This window comes from Methylobacterium brachiatum (assembly GCF_900113845.1).
GTDB classification, from domain to species: domain Bacteria; phylum Pseudomonadota; class Alphaproteobacteria; order Rhizobiales; family Beijerinckiaceae; genus Methylobacterium; species Methylobacterium brachiatum.
In genome coordinates this window covers 1-23337 of sequence record NZ_FOQW01000035.1, presented here as the reverse complement: position 1 = coordinate 23337, position 23337 = coordinate 1, and the positions used below count along the sequence as shown (strand labels likewise).

At 70.5% G+C, this 23337-nt stretch carries 26 protein-coding genes and 2 rRNA genes; 16 read left to right on the top strand and 12 right to left on the bottom strand.

Annotated elements, in window-relative coordinates; translation table 11 throughout:
* The 5 genes from BMZ47_RS27160 to BMZ47_RS27140 form a co-directional block, all read left to right on the top strand.
* A 23S ribosomal RNA gene (locus tag BMZ47_RS27160) occupies positions 1 to 186 on the top strand; the annotation flags it as partial.
* A 174-nt stretch (positions 187 to 360) separates the two neighbouring features.
* Positions 361 to 476, top strand: a 5S ribosomal RNA gene (gene rrf / locus BMZ47_RS27155).
* A gap of 358 nt (positions 477 to 834) precedes the next feature.
* Positions 835 to 1530 carry a response regulator transcription factor gene (locus tag BMZ47_RS27150; protein WP_091865449.1) on the top strand — a complete coding sequence of 232 codons (696 nt, stop codon included), beginning with the start codon at positions 835 to 837 and terminating at the stop codon, positions 1528 to 1530.
* Positions 1527 to 3041: a sensor histidine kinase gene (locus tag BMZ47_RS27145; protein ID WP_091865446.1), complete on the top strand. Its 1515-nt coding sequence runs from the start codon at positions 1527 to 1529 to the stop codon at positions 3039 to 3041. The genes BMZ47_RS27150 and BMZ47_RS27145 overlap by 4 nt, the downstream gene beginning before the upstream one ends.
* A 97-nt stretch (positions 3042 to 3138) precedes the next feature.
* A complete protein-coding gene (locus BMZ47_RS27140) occupies positions 3139 to 3924 on the top strand; it encodes a 3-hydroxybutyrate dehydrogenase (protein WP_091865443.1) in 786 nt (261 codons plus the stop codon).
* Positions 3925 to 3971: 47 nt separating this feature from the next.
* Here BMZ47_RS27140 and BMZ47_RS27135 read toward each other — a convergent pair whose 3' ends face one another.
* Positions 3972 to 4349 carry a CsbD family protein gene (locus BMZ47_RS27135; protein ID WP_007559004.1) on the bottom strand — a complete coding sequence of 126 codons (378 nt, stop codon included), beginning with the start codon at positions 4347 to 4349 and terminating at the stop codon, positions 3972 to 3974.
* 184 nt (positions 4350 to 4533) lie between these two features.
* Positions 4534 to 5520, bottom strand: a complete 987-nt coding sequence (gene meaB, locus BMZ47_RS27130) for a methylmalonyl Co-A mutase-associated GTPase MeaB (RefSeq protein ID WP_091865440.1) — start codon at positions 5518 to 5520, stop codon at positions 4534 to 4536.
* A 195-nt stretch (positions 5521 to 5715) separates the two neighbouring features.
* Here meaB and BMZ47_RS27125 point away from each other — a divergent pair, with 195 nt between their 5' ends.
* Complete coding sequence (locus BMZ47_RS27125; RefSeq protein ID WP_007559007.1) at positions 5716 to 6744, top strand: alpha/beta hydrolase; 1029 nt, start codon at positions 5716 to 5718, stop codon at positions 6742 to 6744.
* A 16-nt stretch (positions 6745 to 6760) separates the two neighbouring features.
* Here the strand turns inward: BMZ47_RS27125 and BMZ47_RS27120 are convergent, their stop codons facing one another.
* Positions 6761 to 7645, bottom strand: coding sequence for a transglutaminase-like domain-containing protein (locus tag BMZ47_RS27120; protein WP_091865436.1), 885 nt, complete (start codon positions 7643 to 7645; stop codon positions 6761 to 6763).
* A 250-nt stretch (positions 7646 to 7895) separates the two neighbouring features.
* Between BMZ47_RS27120 and BMZ47_RS27115 the strand changes: the two genes are divergently transcribed.
* The 3 genes from BMZ47_RS27115 to BMZ47_RS27105 all read left to right on the top strand — a co-directional run bounded on the left by BMZ47_RS27115 (position 7896) and on the right by BMZ47_RS27105 (position 10018).
* Positions 7896 to 8246, top strand: coding sequence for a hypothetical protein (locus BMZ47_RS27115; protein WP_007559011.1), 351 nt, complete (start codon positions 7896 to 7898; stop codon positions 8244 to 8246).
* A gap of 71 nt (positions 8247 to 8317) precedes the next feature.
* The gene (locus BMZ47_RS27110; protein ID WP_007559013.1) at positions 8318 to 8830 is read left to right on the top strand and encodes a tellurite resistance TerB family protein; all 513 of its coding nucleotides are present in this window, start codon (positions 8318 to 8320) and stop codon (positions 8828 to 8830) included.
* Positions 8831 to 9031: 201 nt separating this feature from the next.
* Positions 9032 to 10018: an alpha/beta hydrolase family protein gene (locus BMZ47_RS27105; RefSeq protein ID WP_244536947.1), complete on the top strand. Its 987-nt coding sequence runs from the start codon at positions 9032 to 9034 to the stop codon at positions 10016 to 10018.
* Between the two features lie 294 nt (positions 10019 to 10312).
* On the opposite strand, the gene BMZ47_RS27100 is transcribed toward BMZ47_RS27105, so the two are convergent.
* Entirely contained in the window at positions 10313 to 11494 is a 1182-nt protein-coding gene (locus BMZ47_RS27100; protein ID WP_091865430.1) for a pyridoxal phosphate-dependent aminotransferase, read from the bottom strand.
* Between the two features lie 25 nt (positions 11495 to 11519).
* The gene (locus tag BMZ47_RS27095; protein WP_007559018.1) at positions 11520 to 11711 is read right to left on the bottom strand and encodes a hypothetical protein; all 192 of its coding nucleotides are present in this window, start codon (positions 11709 to 11711) and stop codon (positions 11520 to 11522) included.
* 236 nt (positions 11712 to 11947) lie between these two features.
* On the opposite strand from BMZ47_RS27095, the gene BMZ47_RS27090 reads away from it, so the two are divergent.
* A complete protein-coding gene (locus BMZ47_RS27090) occupies positions 11948 to 12178 on the top strand; it encodes a hypothetical protein (protein ID WP_230368536.1) in 231 nt (76 codons plus the stop codon).
* Positions 12179 to 12185: 7 nt separating this feature from the next.
* Here the strand turns inward: BMZ47_RS27090 and BMZ47_RS27085 are convergent, their stop codons facing one another.
* A complete protein-coding gene (locus tag BMZ47_RS27085; protein WP_244536948.1) occupies positions 12186 to 13553 on the bottom strand; it encodes an ATP-binding protein in 1368 nt (455 codons plus the stop codon).
* Between the two features lie 268 nt (positions 13554 to 13821).
* On the opposite strand from BMZ47_RS27085, the gene BMZ47_RS27080 reads away from it, so the two are divergent.
* From BMZ47_RS27080 to BMZ47_RS27065, 4 genes are read left to right on the top strand one after another with little or no spacing between them, the layout of a single operon-like run.
* On the top strand, positions 13822 to 14145 hold the full coding sequence (locus BMZ47_RS27080; RefSeq protein ID WP_050736354.1) for an XdhC family protein: 324 nt from the start codon (positions 13822 to 13824) through the stop codon (positions 14143 to 14145).
* Entirely contained in the window at positions 14145 to 14846 is a 702-nt protein-coding gene (locus BMZ47_RS27075; RefSeq protein ID WP_091865423.1) for an XdhC family protein, read from the top strand. Before BMZ47_RS27080 ends, BMZ47_RS27075 begins: the two co-directional genes overlap by 1 nt.
* Positions 14843 to 15868: a molybdopterin-binding protein gene (locus BMZ47_RS27070; protein WP_091865420.1), complete on the top strand. Its 1026-nt coding sequence runs from the start codon at positions 14843 to 14845 to the stop codon at positions 15866 to 15868. The genes BMZ47_RS27075 and BMZ47_RS27070 overlap by 4 nt, the downstream gene beginning before the upstream one ends.
* Entirely contained in the window at positions 15861 to 16454 is a 594-nt protein-coding gene (locus tag BMZ47_RS27065; RefSeq protein WP_091865416.1) for a nucleotidyltransferase family protein, read from the top strand. Before BMZ47_RS27070 ends, BMZ47_RS27065 begins: the two co-directional genes overlap by 8 nt.
* A gap of 3 nt (positions 16455 to 16457) precedes the next feature.
* On the opposite strand, the gene BMZ47_RS27060 is transcribed toward BMZ47_RS27065, so the two are convergent.
* Positions 16458 to 16616 (bottom strand): DUF2256 domain-containing protein, encoded by a 159-nt coding sequence (locus BMZ47_RS27060; protein WP_208601123.1) that lies wholly within the window; start codon positions 16614 to 16616, stop codon positions 16458 to 16460.
* Between the two features lie 73 nt (positions 16617 to 16689).
* Positions 16690 to 17868: an OpgC family protein gene (locus tag BMZ47_RS27055; RefSeq protein WP_091865413.1), complete on the bottom strand. Its 1179-nt coding sequence runs from the start codon at positions 17866 to 17868 to the stop codon at positions 16690 to 16692.
* A gap of 524 nt (positions 17869 to 18392) precedes the next feature.
* On the opposite strand from BMZ47_RS27055, the gene BMZ47_RS27050 reads away from it, so the two are divergent.
* Positions 18393 to 19340 carry an NAD-dependent epimerase/dehydratase family protein gene (locus BMZ47_RS27050; RefSeq protein ID WP_091865410.1) on the top strand — a complete coding sequence of 316 codons (948 nt, stop codon included), beginning with the start codon at positions 18393 to 18395 and terminating at the stop codon, positions 19338 to 19340.
* A gap of 213 nt (positions 19341 to 19553) precedes the next feature.
* On the opposite strand, the gene ettA is transcribed toward BMZ47_RS27050, so the two are convergent.
* From ettA to BMZ47_RS27030, 4 genes are all read right to left on the bottom strand, one after another.
* Positions 19554 to 21206, bottom strand: coding sequence for an energy-dependent translational throttle protein EttA (ettA, locus tag BMZ47_RS27045; RefSeq protein WP_007559036.1), 1653 nt, complete (start codon positions 21204 to 21206; stop codon positions 19554 to 19556).
* Positions 21207 to 21381: 175 nt separating this feature from the next.
* Positions 21382 to 21675, bottom strand: a complete 294-nt coding sequence (locus BMZ47_RS27040) for a hypothetical protein (protein ID WP_091865405.1) — start codon at positions 21673 to 21675, stop codon at positions 21382 to 21384.
* Between the two features lie 8 nt (positions 21676 to 21683).
* Complete coding sequence (locus BMZ47_RS27035) at positions 21684 to 22574, bottom strand: DNA/RNA non-specific endonuclease (RefSeq protein WP_091865403.1); 891 nt, start codon at positions 22572 to 22574, stop codon at positions 21684 to 21686.
* Entirely contained in the window at positions 22565 to 22786 is a 222-nt protein-coding gene (locus BMZ47_RS27030; RefSeq protein WP_091865401.1) for a hypothetical protein, read from the bottom strand. The genes BMZ47_RS27035 and BMZ47_RS27030 overlap by 10 nt, the downstream gene beginning before the upstream one ends.
* A gap of 249 nt (positions 22787 to 23035) precedes the next feature.
* On the opposite strand from BMZ47_RS27030, the gene BMZ47_RS27025 reads away from it, so the two are divergent.
* Positions 23036 to 23337 (top strand): 1-deoxy-D-xylulose-5-phosphate synthase N-terminal domain-containing protein (locus BMZ47_RS27025; RefSeq protein ID WP_280142770.1); only part of this gene is annotated, 302 nt, incomplete at its 3' end.

Genomic DNA, 23337 nt, shown 5'->3' with positions numbered 1-23337 from the left:
GCCAGCGGCAGTGCAGCATAGCTACGTACGGACGGGATAACCGCTGAAGGCATCTAAGCGGGAAACCCCCCTTAAAACGAGACCTCCCTTGAGGGCCGTGGAAGACGACCACGTCGATAGGCCGGGGGTGCAAGCGCGGCGACGCGTTGAGCCGACCGGTACTAATCGCCCGATTGACTTGATCGCTCCCGTGATCCGTGTCCGTGCGTGATCGGCAGCCGCTGCAAAGCGGGTGCCGACCACGCCAAGCACAGCCACACGAAGACCCGCAGCGCCCGACGCTGCATGCTTGCCGAACGAGGATACCGGCCGTCGCAGCACCCTGCACGGCCCGGTCCGAACAGAATTGCGTTGCGCCGGTCTGGTGGCTTGAGCGGCGTGCCCAGAACCCGATCCCATCTCGAACTCGGCCGTTAAACACGCCAGCGCCCATGGTACTGTGTCTCAAGGCACGGGAGAGTCGGTCGCCGCCAGACCCGCACAACGCAAACACACCCTTCCCTCAGCACGATCAGCGAACGCGAACAGGCCGCCCTCACCGGGGCGGCCTGTTCGCGTTTTCGGCGTGCTTTCGGCCCGTGATTCCTTACCGCGAAGTCATCCGGCCGCGATCATCCAGTAATCGCGACGGTGCCAGGGTTTCTTCGCCGCCCGCGCGGCCGGAGCCGTCATCCGACCTCGTCCCCTCCGAGGTCTTCGGCTTCGGAGCGGGCCGAGACCCGCCCCAACGGTCCCGGCCCGCTCGGTCCGGCCGAGAGGGGAGGGGGGACCAGCATGGATCCGGTGACAGAGCGACGTTCCCCCGGTTCCCCGGCCGCGCTATGGACTGGGTCCATGCGACTTCTGATCATCGAGGACGACCGGGAGGCGGCGGCCTATCTGGTCAAGGCGTTCCGGGAGACCGGGCACGTCGCCGACAGCGCCCATGACGGGCTCGACGGCTACGCGCTCGCCCGGGAGGGCGCCTACGATGTCCTGATCGTCGACCGGATGCTGCCGAAGCTCGACGGCCTGTCGCTGATCCGCTCCCTGCGCGAGCAGAATGTCACGACGCCGGTGCTGATCCTGTCGGCGCTCGGCCAGGTCGACGACCGGGTGAAAGGGCTGCGTGCCGGCGGCGACGATTATCTGCCGAAGCCCTACGCCTTCTCCGAGCTGCTCGCTCGCACCGAGGCGCTGGCCCGGCGGCAAGTCGGCTCGGGGGCCGCGGAGGAGACCCGCTATCGGGTCGGCGATCTCGAGCTCGACCGCCTGTCGCATCGGGTGACCCGGGCCGGCCGGGAGGTCCTGCTGCAGCCGCGCGAATTCCGCCTGCTGGAGTATTTGATGCGCCATGCCGGCCAGGTGGTGACCCGGACGATGCTGCTCGAGCATGTCTGGGATTATCACTTCGATCCTCAGACCAACGTCATCGACGTCCACGTCTCGCGCCTGCGCGGCAAGCTCGACAAGGGATTCGCCTCGCCGATCATCCACACGGTCCGGGGCGCCGGCTACGTGCTGCGCTTCGACGAGGGCGCCACCGGGTGAGCGCGGGCCTCGCGGTCGAGCCGATCCCCCGCGAGACCGTCGGGGCGCGCATCCAGAAACTGTTCCGCACCACCGCGTTCAAGCTGTCGCTCGCCTATCTGGCGATCTTCGCGCTCTGCGCTTTCCTGGCGCTCGGCTACGTCGCCTGGAACGCCCGGGCGGTCCTGGACGACCAGATCGTCTCGACCATCGACGCCGAGATCAACGGCCTGTCCGAACAGTACAATGCCGGGGGCCTGCGCCGGCTCATCACCGTGGTCGAGCGTCGATCCCGGGAACCGGGCGCCTCCCTGTATTTGGTGACCACCGCGAGCGGCGAGCATGTCGTCGGCAATGTCGGCTATGTCCCCGCCGCGGTGCTGGCCAATCCGGGCCAGAGCGAGACCCGCTACGGCCGGGGCGATTCGGATGTCGAGCCCCATCGGGCGATCGTGCGCGTGTTCACGCTGCCGGGCGGGTTTCGGCTGCTCGTCGGCCGCGACACTGAGGAGCGCGACCGCTTGCGCGCCGTGATCGGCCGGGCCTTCGGCACCTCGCTGGCCGCGGTGGTGCTGCTCGGCGTGATCGGCGGCTGGCTGGCCGCGAGCCGGGTCCTGCGCCGGGTCGACGCCATGACCCAGACGACCCGGGCGATCATGGCCGGGGATCTCGACGGGCGGCTCTACGTCGCCGGCAATGGTGACGAGCTGGACCGTCTCGCCGCGAGCCTCAACCTGATGCTGGAGCGGATCGGCGAATTGATGCGCGGCATGCGCGAGGTCTCCGACAACATCGCCCACGACCTCAAGACGCCGCTGACGCGCCTGCGCAACCGTGCCGACGAGGCCCTGCGTACGGCCACCTCGCCCGATGAGCTGCGCGCTGCCCTGGAGGCGGTGATCGAGGAGAGTGACGGGCTGATCCGGGTGTTCAACGCGCTTCTGATGATCGCGCGGCTCGAGGCCGGCAGCGCCCGCGAGATCCTGGCGCCGGTGGATCTCGGTGCGGCGGTGCGGGGGGTCGGAGAACTCTATGAGGCTTTGGCCGAGGATCAGGGCCTGGCCCTCGACGTGAAGGCCGAGGATGGCCTGATCATCGCCGGCAACCGCGAATTGATCGGCCAGGCGCTCGCCAACCTGATCGACAACGCCCTGAAATACGGGGCCGACGGGGCGCAGGCCCGGGTGAGCGTGGAGGCCGAGCGTGTGGGTGACGCGGTTCGGCTCATCGTGGCCGATCACGGGCCGGGCATCCCGGAGGCCGAGCGTGCCCGGGTTCTCGGGCGCTTCGTCCGGCTGGAGGATGCGCGCTCGCGGCCAGGCTTCGGGCTCGGACTCAGCCTCGTCAACGCGGTGGTGCGGCTGCATCGGGGCACGCTGCGGCTCTCCGACAACGGGCCCGGATTGCGGGTGGAGCTCGCCTTCCCGGCGCAGCTCCCGGGCGATGCGGCCGAAGCGCGTGACGGCGCGGCCGAACCGATACCGGGTTCGGCCTCGGGCGCTCCGGGAGGGTCGATTTCCCGCGGGCCTTGAGGCAGGACCGTCGTGACGATCCCGAACGCGCGCATCGCCGCGCGCCGTCTCGGTTCGACCGCCGGAAACACCGTTCGGACGCTGCTCAGGAGGTTCCATGACCCTTACGTCGAAGACCGCCCTCGTCACCGGATCCACCAGCGGCATCGGCCTCGCCATCGCCCGCGCCCTCGCGGCGCAGGGGGCGAACGTGGTGATCAACGGCTTCGGGGACGCGCAGGCCATCGAGGAGACCCGCGCCGGGATCGAGCGCGAATACGGCGTGACGGCGCGTTACTCGGCGGCCGACATGAGCAAACCCGAGGCGGTCGCCGAGATGGTGCGGGAGGCGGAGGCCGCGTTCGGTGCCATCGACGTGCTGGTCAACAATGCCGGCATCCAGTTCGTCTCGCCGATCGAGGAGTTCCCGCCGGAGAAGTGGGAGCAGATCATCGCGATCAACCTGTCCTCGGCGTTCCACGCGATGCACGCCGCGATCCCCGGCATGAAGGCCCGGGGCTGGGGGCGGATCATCAACACCGCCTCGGCGCACTCGCTGGTCGCCTCGCCGTTCAAGTCCGCCTACGTGGCGGCCAAGCACGGGATCAGCGGGCTGAGCAAGGCGGCGGCCCTGGAACTCGCGCCGCACAGGATCACGGTGAACTGCATCTCGCCGGGCTATGTCTGGACGCCGCTGGTGGAGGCGCAGATTCCCGACACCATGAAGGCCCGGGGCCTGACCAAGGAGCAGGTGATCGAGGAGGTGATGCTGAAGGCGCAGCCGACCAAGGAATTCGTCACGGTCGATCAGGTGGCGGCGTTGGCGGTGTTCCTGTGCTCGGATGCCGCGAGCCAGATCACGGGCGCCAATATCAGCATGGATGGCGGCTGGACCGCGCAGTAAGATCGTAGCGGGCGGCCTCGCCGAAAGGACGGCGAGGCCGCTTCGGATCAGCGGCGCCCGTGGAACAGCAGGGCGATGCCGTAGCCGACCGCGCCGGCGATCAGCAGCGCGACCAGCGGATTCTCCTCGACCCGGGCGCCGACCGCGGCGCGGCCTTCGCGCAGGTAGGAGCCGCCCCGCTCGTAGGCGTCGCCCGCGACGTCGCCGGCCCGGCCATAGGCGTCGCCGGCATAGTCGCTCGCCTTGTCGGCGATGTCCCGGGCCTTGTCCTTGACCTGCCCGTAGGCGTTCTGGGCCTGGCCCTGGACATCGCGAACCCGGCCTTCCACCGAGTCCCGGTTCGAGCCCACGAAGTCGCCGGCCGTGCCCTGAACCTTGCCGAGGGCTTCCTTGGCGCCGCCGACGATCCGATCCGTATCCACCATAACACTCTCCTCGACGTGACCGCGGCACCGGTACGAGAGGAGGTGCCGCAGGATTCCTCGTCGTGCACCGAACGCGCGAGACCGGGTTTGCGCACCGCGCCCCGGCGATTTTCTACGTCTCGGCCGGCCTGGTGGCGATCAGGGTAAACGGCCGCCCCTTATCGGAGGACGGGGCCGGCGTGCCTCAGAGGCCGATCAGCTCGGCGATCGCGGCCGCGCCCGCGGCCGGCGAGGTCTCGCCCCGCGCGACGCCGGCCTCGGCCTCCGCGGTGCTGCGCCGGACCTCCGGCGAGCCGACCAGGCGCTGATGCAGCCGCTCATGGACCAGGGCCCACATCCATTTCACGTCCTGGGCCCGGCGCTTCGCCTGGATCTCCCCGGTGGCGGTGAGCTTCTCCCGGTGATCGACGATCCTCGCCCAGAGGGCGTCCAGGCGCAGGTTGTGGAAACCCGAGATCGTCACCACCGGCGGTGTCCAGGTCGCCGAGGCCGGGGTGAGGATGTGCAGGGCGGCGCGGTATTCCGAGGCGGCGGCGTTGGCCCGCTGCTCGGCCTCGCCGGCATCGGCCTTGTTGACCGCGATCATGTCGGCGAGTTCCAGGATGCCCTTCTTGATCCCCTGAAGCTCGTCGCCCGCCCCCGGCAGCATCAGGACGAGGAAGAAGTCGGTGAGGTCGGCGACCGCGGTCTCGGATTGCCCGACGCCGACCGTCTCGACCAGGATCACGTCGAACCCCGCCGCCTCGCAGAGCAGCATGGTCTCGCGGGTCTTGGCGGCGACGCCGCCGAGCGTGCCCGAGGACGGGGAGGGCCGGATGAACGCCTTGGGATCGTGGGCGAGCCGGGCCATCCGGGTCTTGTCGCCGAGGATCGAGCCGCCGGTGCGCGACGAGGACGGGTCCACCGCCAGCACCGCGACCTTGTGGCCGGCCTCCGTCAGGTTCGACCCGAGGGCGTCGATCGTCGTGGACTTGCCGACGCCGGGCACGCCGGTGATGCCGACCCGGATCGCCTTGCCGGTCTCCGGCAGGACCGAGTCGATCAGCGCGGCGGCGAGCGCCCGGTGGTCGGGCCGTTTCGACTCCGCCAGGGTGATCGCCCGGGCCAGGGCGGCGCGGTCGCCGCGCAGCAGGCGCTCGCGCAGGCTCTCGATGTCGATGGACGGCGTCATGAACCCTTCATGGCGACGCTCGGCGCCGCCGTCGAGAGGGTATCGCTGGCACGGGTCCGGCCCGGTGCTCCGCCTGTGTCCGCCGCACCACGAAGCGCTGATTACCCGCACTCCACAGGGGCAGGGGGTGATCGTGCCCCGCCATGGTCACGATCCTGCGCGACGGTTGGCGCCCCGCCCGAACGCACCCGGATCATGTCGAGCCACACCGTCTCACGCCGCGCACTCCTCCGGATCGGCGCCCTCGCGGGGGCGGCGGGGCTCGCCCCGTCCCTCGGCGCCTGCGTCACCGACGACCTCGGCGCGTCCGGGAGCCTGCCCGAGAAGCAATCGGCCCTGGACGTCATGCCGGTGCTGCTGGTGGCCACCACGCGCAAGCCCGTCGGCACGCCACCCCGGCCGCCGTATTTCAATTCCGAGCGCGGGCGCGGCCTGAGCTTCGCGGAGGTCCGCCTGTCGCCGCCCGACCGCTCCCTGCTCGGCAAGGTCTCGGCGGTGATCACCGGCGACTGGACCATCGGGGCCGTGCCCAAGACCGAGACCGGGCCGGCGGCCGCGGAGGCCTTCGCGCAGGCGGCGCTCGGCCGCGACGTGCTGATCTACGTTCACGGCTACCGGGAATCGTTCGAATCCGCCGCCGTCAGCGCGGCCCGCCTGTCGGACGGGATCCGGTTCCGGGGCGTCTCGGGCCTGTTCACCTGGCCGTCGGCCGCCGCCACCCTCGATTACAATTACGACCGCGAGAGCGCGCTCTGGTCGCGCGACGCCTTCGAGGACCTGCTGAAGGCGCTGGCCGCCTCGCCGAGCGGCGGGCGGATCAACATCGTCGCGCATTCGATGGGCACGCTGCTCACCCTCGAGACCATCCGGATGCTGCGCGCCGAGGCCGGCGAGGCGGCGATGTCGCGCATCGGCGCCGTGGTGCTGGCCGCCCCCGACATCGATTTCGACCTGTTCTCAAACGGCGTCGCCCGGCTCGGGCCCGACGTGTCGAAGATCACCGTGATCTCCTCGACCAACGACCGTGCGCTCGAACTCTCCGCCGCGCTTGCGGGCGGCGTCCGGGCCGGTGCGGCCGACCGTGCGAAGCTCGAGGCGCTGGGTGTGCGCGTCGCCGACGCCTCCGATTACGGCGGCGGCCTGATCAACCACGACCTGTTCCTCTCGAACCCGGAGGTTCAGGGCGTGGTCAAGCGCGCCATCGCCCGCGGCGCCGGGGTGTGAGGGTCGGACCCGGCGCTCAGCCCGTCCGGGTCGCCATGCTCTGCGGCGGCAGGGGTTCCTCCGGCAGGATTGGTGCGGCGCCGGCGGCCTCGAGATGGTCGATCCGGTCGGCCCAGACCCGGAAGCCCACCAGGGGATTGGGGCCGAACGTGTGGGTGAGCGGGACGTCGGCGGCGTCGCGGCCGTAGGCGACCATCACCCGGCCGATCCGCGGGCTGTTGTTGCGCGGGTCGAAGACGTGCCAGCGCCCCCCGAGATAGACCTCCATCCAGGCGGCGAAATCGCCGGCCGGGTGTGGCTCGGGCTCGCCGATGAAGCTGACATAGCCGGTGCAGTAGCGGGTCGGCACGTTGAGGGCGCGGCAGAAGGCCACGGCCAGGTGGGTGAAGTCCCGGCAGACCCCGCGCCCGCCCGCATAGGCGTCCTGGGCGGTGCGGTCGCCATGGGCGAACTCGTAGCCGAACGCGATGTGGTCGTGCACGAAGTCGCAGACCGCCTGCACCCGGCCCCAGCCCGGCTCGATATGGCCGAACAGGCGCCAGGCCTCGTCGGCGAGCAGGTCCGATTCGCAGTAGCGGCTGGGCAGCAGGAACACGATCGTCTCGGCCGGGAGCGCCTCGATCGCGTGCTGCTCGGCTTCCCGGTGTACCGGGTCCGGGTCGCCCGCGTCGGCGATCACCGCGTCGGTGCCGATGGTGAAGCCCCCCGCCGGCGCGGTCAGCCGGCCGCAGAGATTGCCGAAGCCGTCCCGGTAGAGATCCACCGGCACCGGCGGATCGGTGCGCAGCGTGTCGGGGGCCTCCAGCGCGTCCGCCCGGGTGGGATGCACGTTCAGCATCACCACCATCGGCACCGGATAGGGGAAGGCGTAGCGCATCTCGCAGCCCAGCCTGATCCGCATCCGCGGTGATCCTTCTTCCCGTACGGTTTCACGATCCCGGCCGCCCGGCAGGATTCACGCCACGGCTTTCGCGGCGGCGTGGCGGAGACGGGCTTGGCGGGCGTCCGGTTCACCCCTACAGCATCCGCGCGCGGCGCTCATGATCGCCGGGGAAAGCCTTCAGCGTTTCTCCCCGGGGCGGTGCGTCGCACCCGTGCGCGATCCCGCTGACCGGGCGCGCCCAAGGACGGTTACGAGAAGGATGCCGGCCATGTTCACGCTCGAGATCGAGGGCACCGCCGTGGCGGTGATCAACAGCGACGAGGCGTCCGCCAAGGACCTCTTCACCTGCGAAGGCTTCAAGGAAGACATCCGGACGATGACGAGCGAGGGCAAGCCGCTCTGGAACGGCACCTCGCCCCTCAAGATCCGGGCCGCGACCGAGGACGAGATCGAGATCTTCGAGGACGCGCTCGCCGAGGATGACGGCGAGGGCGAGTTCACCGACGACAAGCACCATGCCGGCGGCGACACCGCCGAGGAAGAGGACGAGGACGAGGCCGACATCGTCTTCCTGGTCGATATCGACGAGGCGGACGAGGACGACGAAGCTGACGCCTGAAACGTACGCCTGAACTTGGCCGCCTCCCGGGGGTTTCCGATGCGATTCGGAATGAACCCGGGAGGATGGACATGGCGGATAGCAGACAGGTCGTCGACGCGTTGGTGCGCGCCCGGCGCGGCGGCATCGCCGCCAGCGCGGCTTTGGGCGGTCTCGCGCTGATCGGTGGGCTCGCCTACCGGGCCCTGCGCGGGGCCGCGCCGCCGGAAAAGGGCGGCCCGGACTTCTCCAAGGTCGACGAGGACGAGGCCCGGCTGATGCTCCGGGCGATGGTGGCCGCCACCATCGCGGACGGCATGGTCGACACGGCTGAGCGCAAGCGCCTCGACGCGGCCGTGGCCGGCGCCGGCCTCGATTCCGACGGGCGGGCCTGGCTCGATCGCGAACTGGAGAGCCCCGCCGAGATCGACGAGATCGCCGAGCGGGTGAATGATCCCGATGCGGCGGCGCGGATCTACACGGCGGCCCGCCTCGCGATCGATCCCGATACGCTCCAGGAGCGCCAGTTCCTGAAGATGCTGGCCGAAGCCCTCGACGTGCCCGGCGAGGCGACGACCCGGATCGAGCGCGACATCCCCGCCTGAACGATCTTCATTTCCGGCTACGGATCTCCCGCGACGGCCGAGCTTCGTGCTAGCCTTTCCGGGCGGTGATCCGGGCGGACGCGTCCCGGCCGCTCAGGGCCGGGACGTTTTATGCCGACGCTGCCATTGCCTGCTCCGTCCCGTGCGCGACGGGCCGCCTACCGTCTTGCCGGAGCCCTGCTGGCCGGAGGCCTGACCGCGATGAGCGCACCCGTTCTTGCCGCAGATCCGGGACCGGGTCCCCTGACGCTCGCCGGCCAGGGCAGCTTCTTCGTCGGTGGTCGCGACGTCCAGTCGGACACGCTCTCGACCCTGCCGGCCTACGCGCCGTCGGGGACGATCACAGTCGATCAGGTCTATGTCCGCTATCAGATCCCCGTGGACCCGGTCCGGCCGCCCCTGGTGCTGATCCACGGCTGCTGCCTCACCGGCAAGACCTGGGAGACGACCCCAGATGGCCGCATGGGCTGGGACGAGTTCTTCGTCCGCCGCGGCTTCCCGACCTACGTGATCGACCAGGCCTGGCGTGGGCGCTCGGCGATCAGCCCGGCCCAGATCGACGCGGTCAAGATGGGCAAGGCCGAGGCCGAGACGCTGCCGCCGGTCTTCTCCGCCGGGCGCGAGCCGGCCTGGGCGATCTTCCGGTTCGGCCCCGAATACCCGAAAGTGTTTCCGGGCATGCAGTTTCCCCTGGAGGCCCAGGGCGAGTTCTGGAAGCAGATGGTCGCCGACTGGTCCGCGGCCCTGCCGGTGCCGAACCCGACCGTGCCGGGCCTCTCGGAGCTCGCCAAGCGGCTCAAGGGCGCGGTGCTGGTCTCGCATTCGCAATCGGGCATCTACCCGTTCCAGACCGCCGCGCTCGACCGCACCGGCATCCGCGCGCTGGTGGCGATCGAGCCCGCCGCCTGCCCGGACCCGGCCAAGGACGACCTCGCCCCCTACAAGGACCTGCCGATCCTGGTCCTGTTCGGCGACTACGTGGACGCCTCGCCCCGCTGGGCGCCCCGGCTGAAGCAGTGCCGCAGCTTCGTGGCGGCGGCGAACGCGGCCGGCGGCCGGGCCGAGCTGATCCTGCTTCCGGAGATCGGCATCCACGGCAATTCGCACATGCTGATGCAGGACAAGAACAGCCTCGACATCGCCGACTGGCTCGCCGGCTGGATCGAGAAGCGGGCGGGGAAATCCTGACGTCCGGCCCGTCCTCCCACCCACCCCCTCATCCTGAGGTGCCCGCGCCGGCGGGCCTCGAAGGCTGTGAGTTTTTAAAGCCTTCGAGGACGGAGCGCGACAGGCCCCCTCTCCCGTGCGGGAGAGGCCTGGGGTGAGGGATCAGGTTTCTCCGGAAAGGTCACGCCCCTCACCCTGTCCCTCTCCCGCACGGGAGAGGGGACCTGAGCCTCGTCCTCGCGTGTAAGCCCGTCTGTCGATCGAAAGACTTACTGCCTGTCCGGATGAGAGGGGGGAGGACGGCCGTCCCCGGGATCAGCCCGGCTTCCGCTCGGTCAGAAACTGCCCCATCCGCTCCAGCGCCCGGCGGATGTTCTCGGCCGAGTTGGCGTAGGACAGGCGGATATAGCCCTCGCCATGGACGCCGAAATCCGGGCCGCCGATCACCGCGACGCCGGCCTCTTCGAGCAGGGTGGCGGCCAGGGGCTTGGCCTTCCAGCCGGTCTGCGAGATGTTGGGGAAGGCGTAGAACGCGCCCTTCGGGGCGATGCAGGACACGCCCGGCAGGGCGTTCAGGCCGTCGACCACGATCGCCCGGCGGCGGTCGAACTCGGCGACCATCTCGGCCACGCAATCCTGCGACCCGTCGAGCGCCGCGATGCCGGCCCATTGGGTGGAAGCGTTCACGCAGGAATGGGCGTTGACCGCGAGCTTCCGGGCCGCGTCGTAGAGCGGCTTCGGCCAGACCGACCAGCCGAGCCGCCAGCCAGTCATCGCGTAGGTCTTGGACGCGCCGTCGAGATAGATCAGGCGGTCGCGGATCGCGTCGTATTTCAGCAGCGAGTGATGCGCCGCGCCGTCATACGTCATCGTGCCGTAGATCTCGTCCGACAGCACGGCCACGTCGGGGTGCTCTGCCAGCCCCGCCACAAGGGCGTCGATCTCGACCTTGGGGGTCACGCCCCCGGTCGGGTTGGCCGGTGAGTTGACGATCAGCAGGCGGGTCCTGGGCGTGATCAGCGCCAGGGTCTCGGCGGCCGAGAAGGCGAAGCCGTTCGCCTCGCGGATCGGCACCGGCACCGGCGTCGCCCCGGTGAACTCGATCATCGAGCGGTAGATCGGAAATCCCGGATCCGGATACAGGATCTCGGCGCCGGGCTCGCCGAACATCAGGATCGCCATGAACATGGTGACCTTGCCGCCCGGCACGATCATCACGGAGTCGGGCGAGACCTCCACGGCGTGGCGGCGATGGATGTCGCGGGCCACCGCCTCGCGCAGGCCCGGGATGCCCACCGCCGGCGTGTAGCCGTGGTGCCCGTCGCGCAGGGCCTTGATGCCGGCCTCGACCACGTGGGCGGGCGTCGGCATGTCGGGCTGGCCGATGCCGAGATTGATGACGTCCCGACCCTGGGAGGCCAGGGCCTGGGCCCGGGCCAGCACCGCGAACGCGTTCTCCTCGCCGATGCGCGAGAAGGCCGGAACGACGTGCAGCATCGCGCTCTCCGCGGGGTCGATCGTCTCAGTGCTTGGTGCGCTCGGCCAGCTTCATCGCGCCGAACGACATCGCCACGGCGATCGCGCCCAGGATCACGAAGGTCTTCACCGCGGCGTAGAACAGCGCCGGCTCAATGCCCGTGTCGGTATAAAGCACCAGGCCGATCGCCGCCAACGGCAGGGAGAGCAGGATGAACAGGGGGACCAGCGGATTCATATCGGGCACTCGGATCCGGCGCGCGGTGGGCCGCGGCTCGTGGGCGTCAAGCCTGCATACCACCCTGCCGCAAAGGTTGGGACCCCGCCGCGGCGAGATTTTCGCCGGATCCTCCGGCCACTCACCGAAGTGCAAGCATTTGGGCGGATACTGGCTTTCCACGAGGATGCACCTGTATGCGCCAATCAGCCGTAACGTGGAATGGGAATGGCCGGAATGTATCGCCGCTTGACATCTTGACGGCGCAGATCGGCCGCCTGCTGCGGCATCCTGCCTTCCGGCGCGAGAGCGTGGTCAGCCCGTTGCTGCAGCGCCATCTGCCCAACGATGCGGGCTACGCCTGGAACGGCGAGGCGGCCCTGCGCGAGCGCCTCGGGCGCGCCGGCCTCGACGCGGCGAGCATCGACCACCTCATCCGCAACACCCAATCCGAGATCCAGCGCCTGCGCGGACCCGCCGACGCCTGAGAGGGCTTCAGGCCGGGACCCGGACCGTCGCCCGCAGGCCGCCGAGCGGGCTCTCGTGCAGGGCGATGTCGCCGCCATGGGCCCGGGCGATGTCCCGGGCGATCGCCAGCCCGAGCCCGGATCCTCCGGCATCCTGCCGGGAATCGTCCAGGCGCACGAACGGTTTGAACACCTCCTCGCGGCTTTCCGGCGGGATCCCCGGACCGTCATCGTCGATCGAGACGTAGAAGGCGCGGGCCTCCAGCCGGCCGGAGATCGCCACCGTCTCGCCGTAGCGGGCGGCGTTGGCTGCGAGGTTGAACAGGCAGCGCCGGAAGGCGCCCGGACGCACCGTGACCTCGGGGGCGCCCGCGAGATCCACCGCCGAGACATGGGCGCCCAGGCGCTCCACGTCGCTGCGCAGGTCCTCCAGGAGGGTCCGCATGTCGGTGGGGGTGGCGGGCTCCGCGGAATCGCCGCGCGCGAAGGCGAGGTAGCCCTCCAGCATCCGGCTCATCTCGTCGACGTCGCGGCTCAGATCCTCGATCTCGCTGGTCTGCTCGACCAGAGCCAGGGACAGGCGGAAGCGGGTGAGGATGGTGCGCAGGTCGTGGCTCACGCCGTTGAGCATCGTCGTGCGCTGCTCCATGGCCCGCTCGATGCGCCGCTTCATCTCGATGAAGGCGTGGCCGGCCTGGCGCACCTCCCGGGCCCCCCGGGGCCGGAACTCGATCTCCCGGCCCTTGCCGAACCCTTCCGCCACCGCGGCGAGCCGCAGGATCGGCTTGATCTGGTTGCGCAGGAACAGGATCGCGACGCCGAGCAGCACGAGCGACGAGCCGATCATCCAGACCAGGAAGATGTGCGAGTTCGACGCGTAGGCCTGGCTGCGCCGCGCGGTGATCCGCATCACCCCGTCGGGGATCGCGACCCGGATCTCGATCAGGTTCGAGCGGCCGACCGTGTCGATCCAGAACGGCCGGCGGATCTGGCGCCGGATCTCGTCGGAGAGCGCCTCGTCCAGGATCGAGAAGAACGGCCGCGGCCCCGGGGCGGGGAGCTTGGCGCCTTTAAGGATGTCGAGGTCGAGGTTCAGCCGCTCGGCCGCGATGCGCGACAACGTCTCGGCGTCCCGGTCCTGCGGATAGCTCTCGTAGATGTCGATCAGCGCGGCGACATCGGCGGTCACCGCCGCGGACAGGCGCTTGGTCACGAGCTGCCAGTGCCGCTCCATGAAGGTGTAGGCGATCACCGACTGGAGCAGGACCACCGGCGCGATGATGATGATCAGCGACCGGGCGTAGAGCCCCTTCGGCAACGCATCGCCGATCCACCGGCTCAGCCGCTTCCACAGCCGGTGCGGCGCCGAGCGCGACCGCGGCGGATCCGTCCGCAGGGCCCGGGCCAGGCCGGGATCGGGGGCGTTCACGGGCTCGCGCGCCCGCGCCTGAACCGCCCGCCGAGGCGGGGCCGGGACTGGCGGCAAAGGGGCCGTGTCATCGGGGCGGACATGGGGGCGACGGATGCGGGGGCTGATCCGTTATCGCACCCGCGCGCCGATCGGCCAAGGCGTGCTGGAATGGAGCCGCCGCGCCTTGCACGGCGGCGCTGGGGCCATACCTGAGACAAGCGGGGGGCACCCGCCGGCCGAGGTCTCGAGGGCCATGCTCAGCACCGATACAGATATCCTCGCCGCCGCCTCTTCCTGGCGGCGGGACGGACGCGCCGTGGCGCTCGCCACCGTGATCGAGACCTGGGGCTCGGCGCCGCGGCCCGTGGGCAGCCATCTCGTGGTCGATGCCGAGGGCAACTTTCTGGGGTCCGTCTCGGGCGGCTGCGTCGAGGGTTCCGTGATCACCGAGGCGATCGAGGTGATCGAGGCCGGAGCGCCCCGCATCCTGGAATTCGGCGTCGCCGACGAGACGGCGTGGCGGGCCGGGCTGTCCTGCGGCGGCCGGATCCGCGTCTTCGTCGAGCGGGTCGACTGATGCGCACCGAGACCCTGGAAATCCTGACCGCCGAGCGCGCCGCGCGCCGGGCGACGATCCTGGTCACCGACCTGGCGGACGGGAGCCAGCGCCTCGTCCGCGAGGCCGAGATCGCCGCCGATCCCCTGGCGGAGGTGCTGCGCAAGCATCTGGCTTCGGGCAAGAGCGGGCTCGTCGAGATCGACGGGCGGCAGACGTTCCTGACCGTGCAGGTCCCGCCGGTGCGCCTCGTGGTGATCGGCGCCGTCCACATCTCGCAGGCGATGGCGCCCATGGTTGCGGGGCTCGACCTCGCGCTGACCGTGATCGACCCGCGCACGGCCTTTGCCAGCCCGGACCGCTTCCCGGGCGTCGAGCTCGTGGCCGAATGGCCGGACGCCGCCCTCGGCGGCCGCGTGCCGCGCCTCGACCGCTACTGCGCGCTCGCCGCCCTGACCCACGACCCCAAGATCGACGATCCGGCGCTGAAGGCCGCGCTCACGGCCGAGTGTTTTTACGTCGGCGCGCTGGGCTCGCGGAAGACGCATGCGGCCCGCACGGCCCGGCTCGCGGAGGCCGGGTTCTCGCCCGAGCAGATCGGCCGGATCCGCGCGCCGATCGGGCTCGCCATCGGGGCGGTCAGCCCGGCCGAGATCGCGCTCGCCGTGCTGGCCGAGATCGTGGCGGCGCTCCGCCGGGTCCCCCGCCCGGAGGTCGCGTGAGGTTCGGCCCCGTGCCGGTCGCCGAGGCGGCCGGTCTGATCAGCGCCCATACGGTCCGGCGCGACGGCATCACCCTGCGCAAGGGCGCGGTGATCCCGGAGGAGGTGGCCAGCGGCCTGTCGCAGGCCGGATTGTCGGAGATCGTGGCGGCCGCCCTCGAGCCCGGCGATGTCGGCGAGGATGACGCGGCGGCGCGGCTGGCCGCGCATCTGCGCGGGGACAACCTGCGCGTGGAGGCCCCGTTCACCGGCCGCTGCAACCTGTTCGCCGAGACCGCCGGGGTGCTCACCCTGGCGCCGGCCCGGATCGACGCGGTCAACGCCGTCGACGAGGCTGTGACGGTGGCGACCTTGCCGCCGTTCAAGCCGGTGGTCGAGGGCGAGATGGTCGCCACCGTGAAGATCATTCCCTACGCCGTGCCGGGGGCGGTGCTGGCCGGGGCCTGCGCGACTGAGACGGCCGGCGCGCTGGCGGTGGCGCCCTATCGGCGGCGGCGTATCGCCGTGGTCTCGACCCGCCTGCCGAGCCTCAAAGAGGCGACCATCGACAAGACGCTCCGGGTCCTGGCGGAGCGCCTCGCCCCGGCGGGGGCCGAGATCGTCCGCGAGGATCGGGTGCCGCATACGGCCGACGCCGTGGCGGCGGCGCTCGGGGATGCGATCGACGGCGCCGGGGCCGATCTCGTCGTCGTGTTCGGCGCCTCGGCCATCGCCGACCGGCGCGACGTGATCCCGGCCGGGATCGCGGCGGCCGGCGGGTTGGTCGAGCATCTCGGCATGCCGGTCGATCCCGGGAACCTGCTGCTCGTCGGCAGCCGGGCGGGTGTGCCGGTGATCGGGGCGCCGGGCTGCGCGCGCTCGCCCAAGGAGAACGGCTTCGACTGGATCCTGCACCGCCTGCTCGCGGACCTGCCCGTGACCCGCGCCGATATCGTCGCCCTGGGGGTCGGCGGGTTGCTGATAGAGATCGTCTCGCGGCCGCAGCCCCGGGCCGGCGGCGAGGCGGCGGATCCCGATGCCTGAGGTCGGGACGATCCTGCTCGCCGCGGGTCTCGGCACCCGGTTCGGTTCCGAGCCCAAGATGCTGGCGCTGTTCGACGGAAGACCGCTGGTCCGTCATGCCGCCGAGGCTGCGCTGGCGGCCCGGCCGCGGCCGGTGGTCGTCGTGCTGGGCGCGCATGCCGATGCGGTTCGGACGGCGCTGGCGGGGCTCGATCTGATCGTCGTCGAGAACCCGGATTTCCGCGCCGGTCTGTCCACCTCGCTGCGTGCCGGCCTGGCCGCCCTGCCGCAATCCTGCGAAGCGGCGGTGGTCGTGCTCGGGGATATGCCGCGGATCGGCGAAGCGCATATCGACCGCCTGGCCGATGCCTTCGCAGGTTCGTCGAAGGCCGTGGCGGCGGTCGTCCCGGTCCAGGATGGCCGGCGCGGAAATCCGGTGCTCCTGAACCTGCGCCGCCTGGCACCCGAGATCGCCCGGCTCACCGGCGACCGCGGCGCCGGGCCGCTGCTCAAGGACCGGTCCGATATCCTCGAGATCCCGGGCGATGCGGCGACCGCCCTCGACATCGATACGCCGGATGCGCTGACGGCCGCCGGCGGCGCCTGAGCCTCAGCCTTTCGACGCTTTCCGCGCCTCGGCCCGGCACCGGTCGGAGCAGTAGCGGACCTCGTCCCAGACGCGCTCCCACTTCTTGCGCCAGGCGAACGGCCGCCCGCACTGGGCGCACACCTTCTCCGGGAGATCGCTCTTGCGGCGCATCCGCGGCATTTTTTTCGATCGCTCCGGTGCCCGGTATCGGGGGCGGAAACGGGTCTCGGCTCGGGTCTGTTCCGAGGATCCCTCAGCGGCGCCGGGCCACAGCGTGCGCGTCGAGGAGTTTGGCAAGAGCCAGCATCAGCGCCAATCCGGTGAGGTTGACCGCGATCTGGAGCGGCCAGGTCGCGTCGAAGGTGCGGTAGAGGATCCGCCCGATCAGCGCCGCCAGGCAGCCGGCGGCGAAGATCTCCAGCGAGTGCCGGCCGCAGGCATCGATCAGCCGCAATGGCCGCCACCCGGAGAGGCGCCGCACGGCGGGTGCGCTGAAGATCAGGTAGGTCAGGGCCAGGATGTGCAGCAGGCGCAGCGGCCCGACATGGCTCTTGTCCGGCGCCGCGATCGCCAGCGGCCGGAGGTCCGGAAGACCCCATTCCCCCCAGGAGCCGCCCTGCAGCAGCCCGAAGGCCAGGTAGGCGAAGGCCAGAGCCGCGGCCCAGTTCCGCCAGGGCAGGAGGCCGTCGCCGGCCCGGACCGCCACCGCCAGCGCCGCCCCGATCACGAACAGGAACTGCCAGGCGAAGGGGTTGAAGTACCAGCCGTCATCCACCGCGGCGGCGTTGGGCAGGTTCAGGGTGTGGTCGACATTGGCGGCGAGCCACAGCGTCCCGGACAGCGCCAGCACACCCCAGATCCCACGCCGCATCCCGAAATAGATAGCCGGGAACAGGGCCAGCAGCAGGATGTAGAGCGGCAGGATGTCGAGGTAGTTGGGCAGCGCGTTGAGGGCGAGCCCGCGCAGCAGCCCCGGCAGAAGCCCCATCTGCAGCAGCGGCGCGACGCCGAAGCGCGGCGTCAGCCCGGTGAGATCCATCCAGATCCGGACGATGACCAGGGTGGCGAGCAGCAGCCCGGCTTGGAACAGGTAGATCCGCAGGCAGCGCCGGCCGATCCGCACCAGGGTCGCCCGTATGCCGGCCCGACCGAACAGGCCGCCATAGGCCACCATCGACGAGTACCCGGCCAGCAGCACGAAGATCTCGGCCGCGTCCGAGAAGCCGAGATTGTGCAGGGTGAACGCCGCCGGCGCGTTGCGCGGGATGTGGTCGATGAAGATCATCAGCAGCGCGAAGCCGCGCAGCACGTCGACCCGCGCGTCCCGGACGGGTTTTCGCGGCGCGGCTTCCGGCGCCGGCGCGCGCACGGGCCGCGGCGAAGATGCCACGCCGCCGAAGGGCACGCGCCCGAAATCGTCGAGGCTCTTCACGCAGCCATCACCGGAACACCCGCTTGTCGGAATCGGAGCAATAATAGTCTCTCGGCGCCGGAATGCGGGGACAGACTGCACCGCTCACGCGCCTGTGTCCGCGCGACGCGCCACGGCCATCGAGCGACGCTGGTCGCCCGAGACGACGTCATGGGCGCCCGACGGTGCCGAGACCCATATCGGACCTGGATCCGCGCGCCGACAATTTTGTCGCGTGCATATCCCGGCGTCTCGGATCGACCCGTCGGTCGGCAGTGTCACGCAGGCGAAGTAAACCACCCTGTCGCTCCTGGGCGGCGAAGCGGAGCCCGGAAACACGGGTGGCATCAGGCGATGCACCGTCGGCGGCTCCGGATCCCGGGTTCGCCCGCGGTTACCCGGAATGATCGAGCGGGGGGCTTGAGCGTCGGCGCGATTTCACAGGCCCGTGAGGTCCGTCCGGCCGTCCACTCCGCTCGCATCGCCGGCGAACACGCTATAGAGGCGTCGGATCGATCCCGGCGGGCCGGGGAAGGGCAGGGTTCATGCGCGTCCTCGTCACCGGAGCCGGCGATTTTCTCGGCCGACGCCTGCTCGAGGCGCTGCGACGGGACCGTCCCGAGGGACGCCGGATCCTCGGCATCGATCGGCACCCGCAGCCGCCGCTCGACGGCGTCACCCTCCTCGATGTCGATCCGTTCGAGGCCGACACGCTCAACGCGGCGGTGGCGGATTTCGACCCGACCGTGGTGTTCCACCTCGCGGCCCTCGCCTCCGTGGCGCGGTCGAGCGAGACGCCGGCCTATGCCTGGCGGGCGGACCTCCTCGGCACCCTCAACCTCGCCGAGGCGGTGGCGCGGACCCGGGCGACCCTGGTGTTCCTGAGCTCGACCGTCGTCTACGGCGCGGCGTTCCGCGACAAGCCCCGGCCCGACGAGGCGGTGACGCCCCGGCCCGACACCATATCGGGCCGGACCAAGAGCGCCTGCGAGTACATCCTGCGCGACGTGCTCGCCAATGCCGGCGTGAGGCACCTCGTGCTGCGGCCGGCGAACTATATCGGGCCCGGCCAGAGCGAGACCTTCGCGGCCGCCTCCTTCGCCGGCCAGATCGCTCGCATCGAGCGCGGCCTGGCCCCGCCGATTCTGGCGGTCGGCGACCTCGCCGCAGGGCGCGACTTCATCGATGTGTCGGACGTGACGGCGGCGTGCCTGCGCGTCCTCGACCGGGTCGAGGAACTGCCGGACGGCGGCATCTACAACGTGGGCACGGGGATCGTGACGCCGGTCTCGGCGATCCTCGACGCGTTCCGCGGCCTGACCGATGCGGCGTTCACCGTGCAGGTCGAGCCCGACCGGACCCGGCCCACGGGGGTACGCAGCCAGGGCTGCGATCCCTCGGCCTTCGTGGCCGCCACCGGCTGGGCGCCCGCAATCCCCCTGCCGGAGAGCCTGGCGGCGATGCTGGATGCGGCGCGGGCGCGGGTGGGCTGACGGGACTTCCGACGACGTCGCCCACCCTCATCCCGAGGTGCCGACGCGGCGCGGAGGCCTCGAGACAGACGCGCGATCCCCGGAGGGCTCCCTCGCGGCGCGCTGCGCGCGACTTCGGACGAGAGGAGTGGGTTGGACGGGGGCCGTAAGAGTCCGGCGAGCCCCGTCCCGTGCCCTTGCGGCGCGTCCCGGCCCGAAGGCCGGGACCGATCCTTACCGGGAGAACTTCTTGTACTTGATCTTCTTCGGCATCAGCGAGTCCGCGCCGAGCCGGCGCATCTTGTCGGCCTCGTAATCCGAGAAGTTGCCCTCGAACCATTCGACGTGGCTGTCGCCCTCGAAGGCCAGGATGTGCGTGGCGATGCGGTTCAGGAACCAGCGATCGTGGCTGATGATCACCGCGCAGCCGGCGTAATCCTCCAGCGCGTCCTCGAGGGCGCGCAGGGTCTCCATGTCGAGGTCGTTGGTCGGCTCGTCGAGCAGCAGCACGTTGGCGCCGCCCTTCAGGGTCCGGGCCAGGTGGACGCGGTTGCGCTCACCGCCCGACAGGGTGCCGACCTTCTTCTGCTGGTCGCCGCCCTTGAACGCGAAGGCCGCGCAATAGGCGCGAGAATTGATCTCGCGCTTGTTGAAGTAGATGATGTCGTTGCCGCCCGAGACCTCCTGCCAGACCGTGGCGTTCGGATCGAGGGCGTCGCGCGACTGGTCGACGTAGCCGAGATGCACGGTCTCGCCGATGGAGATCTTGCCGCCGTCGGGCTTCTCCTGGCCGGTGATCATCTTGAACAGGGTGGTCTTGCCGGCGCCGTTGGGGCCGATCACCCCGACGATGCCGCCCGGCGGCAGCTTGAACGAGAGATCCTCGATCAGCAGGCGGTCGCCGAACGCCTTGTTGAGGTGCTCGAACTCGATGACGTTGTTGCCGAGCCGCTCGTCGATCGGGATGACGATCTGCGCGGCGGCGTCGACCTTGTTGTTCTGCTTGGCGACCAGCTCCTCGTAGCGGGTGATGCGGGCCTTGGACTTGGACTGCCGGGCCTTCGGCGAGGCGGCGATCCACTCCTGCTCGCGGGCGATCGAGCGCTGGCGGGCCATGTCCTCGCGGCCCTCCTGCTGGAGACGCTTCTGCTTCTGCACCAGCCAGGCCGAGTAGTTGCCCTCGTACGGGATGCCCCGGCCGCGATCGAGCTCCAGGATCCAGCTGGTGACGTTGTCGAGGAAGTAGCGATCGTGGGTCACGATCAGGATCGCGCCCGGATAGGATTTCAGGTGGCCTTCGAGCCAGTTCACCGTCTCGGCGTCGAGGTGGTTGGTCGGCTCGTCGAGGAGCAGCAGCTCCGGCTCCCACAGGAGCAGGCGGCACAGGGCGACGCGGCGGCGCTCGCCGCCCGACAGGGTCGCCACCGGCTGCTCGTCGCTCGGGCAGCCCAGCGCCTCCATGGCCTGGTCGATCTTGGAATCGAGCTCCCAGAGGTTCAGGGCCTCGATCTTGTCCTGGAGCGCCGTCATCTCGTCGGCGGTCTCCTCGGAATAGTTCATGGCGAGTTCGTTGTAGCGGTCGAGCAGCGCCTGCTTCTCGGCGACGCCCTCCATCACGTTCTCGCGGACCGACTTGTTCGGATCGAGCTGCGGCTCCTGCGGCAGGTAGCCGACCCGGGCGCCCTGGGCGACGAAGCCCTCGCCGGTCCACTCGGTGTCGATGCCGGCCATGATCTTGAGCAGGGTCGACTTGCCCGAGCCGTTGATGCCCAGCACGCCGATCTTGGCGTCCGGGTAGAACGACAGGTTGACGTCCTCCAGGACCTTCTTGCCGCCCAGATAGGACTTCGTGAGTCCCCGCATGTGGTAGATGAATTCGCGAGCCATCGCGGAACGTCCTCGGCGCGTTGGTGGGGTGAGCGCGGTGCGTGCCAGCGGCACGGGGCAGGCCCGGGGTCGTCGACCCGTCCTGTACGCGCGTTCCCCACGATATAAGAATGTCGCCGACCGAGTATCAGGCCCGCCGGGCAGCGGCAAGGATGCGACGCCGCCCGTCGCGCGCTCAGGCGAAGGGATTGGCCACCGATCGCGGCGCGGCGTCCGGCGCGTCCGCCACCGCCTCGGGCAGGTCGCCGGCCTCCAGGGCCTTCACGATGGCGTCGAGGGTCGCCTGGAGCAGGCGCGCCTGGGCGAGGCCGGCCTTGTCCCTGGTCAGGTCCAGGGACCCGTGCAGGGCGATTCGGTCGGTGCCGTTCTCGAAGCTGAGGGCGCCGATATTGCGCACCGCCGCATCGTCGGCGAAGGGCTCGAACGCGTCCGCCTTGGCCTTCCGGCGGCTCGGCTTGTCCTCTGACATGGTCCCTCTCAGAAAATCGAGCGCATCAGGTCGCGCAGGACCTTGCGCACGGCGCGGTTGATCTCGCGGCTCAGCCAGTCCTGCCAGCTCGGCTCGGGCCGGGGCCGGTGCCCCTCCGAACGCGCCCCGGCATGGGGATCCGGCAGGGTCATGGCGCTGGCCCGGGCGGCGGCCGGGAGGTTCGGGAACACGTCGATCCCGGCTTCGCGGGTCAGCTCGTCGATCGAGACCGCGCGCCAGTCCCGCGACTCGTCGTTCCGGGACAGGTAGGCGCCGGCCTCGCCGCTCGCCGGGTCGTAGAGCGCCTTGAACAGCTGGGTGGGCACGAGCACGCCGCCCTTGATCTGCTGCACCGCGTCCCCGGAAAAGATCACCCCGGTGACCACGAAGATCGAGCCGCGCCGGCTCGCCAGCCGCCGCGTGCCCTCCTCGATATCGGCCCAGAGCCCGCGGTTGAGCACCCGGTTCTGCGGCACGATGTTGGCCAGGCTGAACGATTCGGCCTGGGCGCTCAAGGTCGGCATGTCGCCCGCCGGGGCGAGGTGGCCCCGGTCGAAGCCGCTGCGGACGTAATCCTCCAGCGACGCGCGCTCGGCCTCCGGCAGGCGCGTCTCTTCGTGGAACGCGTCGTCCCGGGCGACTTTGCGGGCCTCGGCGACGCTGGCCCGGGTGAGGTGTTCGGCGGAGTAGAGCGGCGTGCGCGTCACCCCCGAATGCAGCACCGCGAAGGCCTCGAAGCACAGCGGCACCGTGCGGGCGGCGAGCTTCGGGTTGGTCAGGACCGGCGCCAGGCCATTGGCGAACAAGGCCGGGCAGGTGACCTCGGCCTCGGCCGATCCCGCGAGGGCCAGGAAGGCGAGCGCCGCGGCAAAAGGCCCCCGGAGCGGCCTCACCAGCATACCCGCACCCGCCGAGGGCCCTCCGGGGTCGGCCGCTCGCGCCAGGCGCAGGGTCGGCCGAGGCTGCGGCTGAACGGCCGCGCGTCGTGGTCGGGGCCGCCGGGGGAGACCCGCTCCGGGCAGGCGCCCAGGAAGTTGCACGGGAAGTCGAGGTTGCCGTCCGGCGGACGCGGCCCGGCATAAGCTTGGCCGCTGGGCGTAATCGCCAGCATGAGCAAAATTGTGCACAGACGAGCCGGGCTCAAGAGCGGACCTCATGTGGCGGTAAGGGCACGTAACTGAAAAAATCGCCAATCGGACATTGATCGCGCCGGCGATCGTCCGTACCTGGCACTATCATGACAGCGGCGGACGGGTCGGTTCTAGCATGAACGCGCGCCCCCGGGTGCTGGCGTCGGGACGGCCAGGATCCTCTCCTGGGACCCCGCATGACCGGGCCGTCGCCACACTCGAACGAGCGGATGCGATCCTTGGCAATATCCTCTGAGCACTCAGCGTTGCTGGACCGTGTCCCGGAGCCGGCTGCGTTGCGCCAGCTTCCCGAATCGGAGCTGCAGGCGGTGGCGGACGCGGTGCGGGCCGAGATGATCGACGCGGTCTCGATCACCGGCGGCCATCTCGGCTCCGGGCTCGGCGTGGTCGAGCTCACCGTCGCGCTGCACCACGTGTTCGACACCCCCGACGACCGCATCGTCTGGGATGTCGGCCATCAGTGCTACCCGCACAAGATCCTCACCGGGCGCCGCGACCGCATCCGGACGCT

Excerpts from the sequence above, each read along its gene's own strand:
- BMZ47_RS27150 (WP_091865449.1), top strand. The coding sequence starts at position 835 with ATGCGACTTCTGATCATCGAGGACGACCGGGAGGCGGCGGCCTATCTG.
- BMZ47_RS27140 (WP_091865443.1), top strand. The coding sequence starts at position 3,139 with ATGACCCTTACGTCGAAGACCGCCCTCGTCACCGGATCCACCAGCGGC.
- BMZ47_RS27135 (WP_007559004.1), bottom strand. The coding sequence starts at position 4,349 with ATGGTGGATACGGATCGGATCGTCGGCGGCGCCAAGGAAGCCCTCGGC.
- meaB (WP_091865440.1), bottom strand. The coding sequence starts at position 5,520 with ATGACGCCGTCCATCGACATCGAGAGCCTGCGCGAGCGCCTGCTGCGC.
- BMZ47_RS27125 (WP_007559007.1), top strand. The coding sequence starts at position 5,716 with ATGTCGAGCCACACCGTCTCACGCCGCGCACTCCTCCGGATCGGCGCC.
- BMZ47_RS27120 (WP_091865436.1), bottom strand. The coding sequence starts at position 7,645 with ATGCGGATCAGGCTGGGCTGCGAGATGCGCTACGCCTTCCCCTATCCG.
- BMZ47_RS27115 (WP_007559011.1), top strand. The coding sequence starts at position 7,896 with ATGTTCACGCTCGAGATCGAGGGCACCGCCGTGGCGGTGATCAACAGC.
- BMZ47_RS27110 (WP_007559013.1), top strand. The coding sequence starts at position 8,318 with ATGGCGGATAGCAGACAGGTCGTCGACGCGTTGGTGCGCGCCCGGCGC.
- BMZ47_RS27105 (WP_244536947.1), top strand. The coding sequence starts at position 9,032 with ATGAGCGCACCCGTTCTTGCCGCAGATCCGGGACCGGGTCCCCTGACG.
- BMZ47_RS27100 (WP_091865430.1), bottom strand. The coding sequence starts at position 11,494 with ATGCTGCACGTCGTTCCGGCCTTCTCGCGCATCGGCGAGGAGAACGCG.
- BMZ47_RS27095 (WP_007559018.1), bottom strand. The coding sequence starts at position 11,711 with ATGAATCCGCTGGTCCCCCTGTTCATCCTGCTCTCCCTGCCGTTGGCG.
- BMZ47_RS27080 (WP_050736354.1), top strand. The coding sequence starts at position 13,822 with ATGCTCAGCACCGATACAGATATCCTCGCCGCCGCCTCTTCCTGGCGG.
- BMZ47_RS27075 (WP_091865423.1), top strand. The coding sequence starts at position 14,145 with ATGCGCACCGAGACCCTGGAAATCCTGACCGCCGAGCGCGCCGCGCGC.
- BMZ47_RS27065 (WP_091865416.1), top strand. The coding sequence starts at position 15,861 with ATGCCTGAGGTCGGGACGATCCTGCTCGCCGCGGGTCTCGGCACCCGG.
- BMZ47_RS27060 (WP_208601123.1), bottom strand. The coding sequence starts at position 16,616 with ATGCCGCGGATGCGCCGCAAGAGCGATCTCCCGGAGAAGGTGTGCGCC.
- BMZ47_RS27050 (WP_091865410.1), top strand. The coding sequence starts at position 18,393 with ATGCGCGTCCTCGTCACCGGAGCCGGCGATTTTCTCGGCCGACGCCTG.
- ettA (WP_007559036.1), bottom strand. The coding sequence starts at position 21,206 with ATGGCTCGCGAATTCATCTACCACATGCGGGGACTCACGAAGTCCTAT.
- BMZ47_RS27040 (WP_091865405.1), bottom strand. The coding sequence starts at position 21,675 with ATGTCAGAGGACAAGCCGAGCCGCCGGAAGGCCAAGGCGGACGCGTTC.
- BMZ47_RS27035 (WP_091865403.1), bottom strand. The coding sequence starts at position 22,574 with ATGCTGGTGAGGCCGCTCCGGGGGCCTTTTGCCGCGGCGCTCGCCTTC.
- BMZ47_RS27030 (WP_091865401.1), bottom strand. The coding sequence starts at position 22,786 with ATGCTGGCGATTACGCCCAGCGGCCAAGCTTATGCCGGGCCGCGTCCG.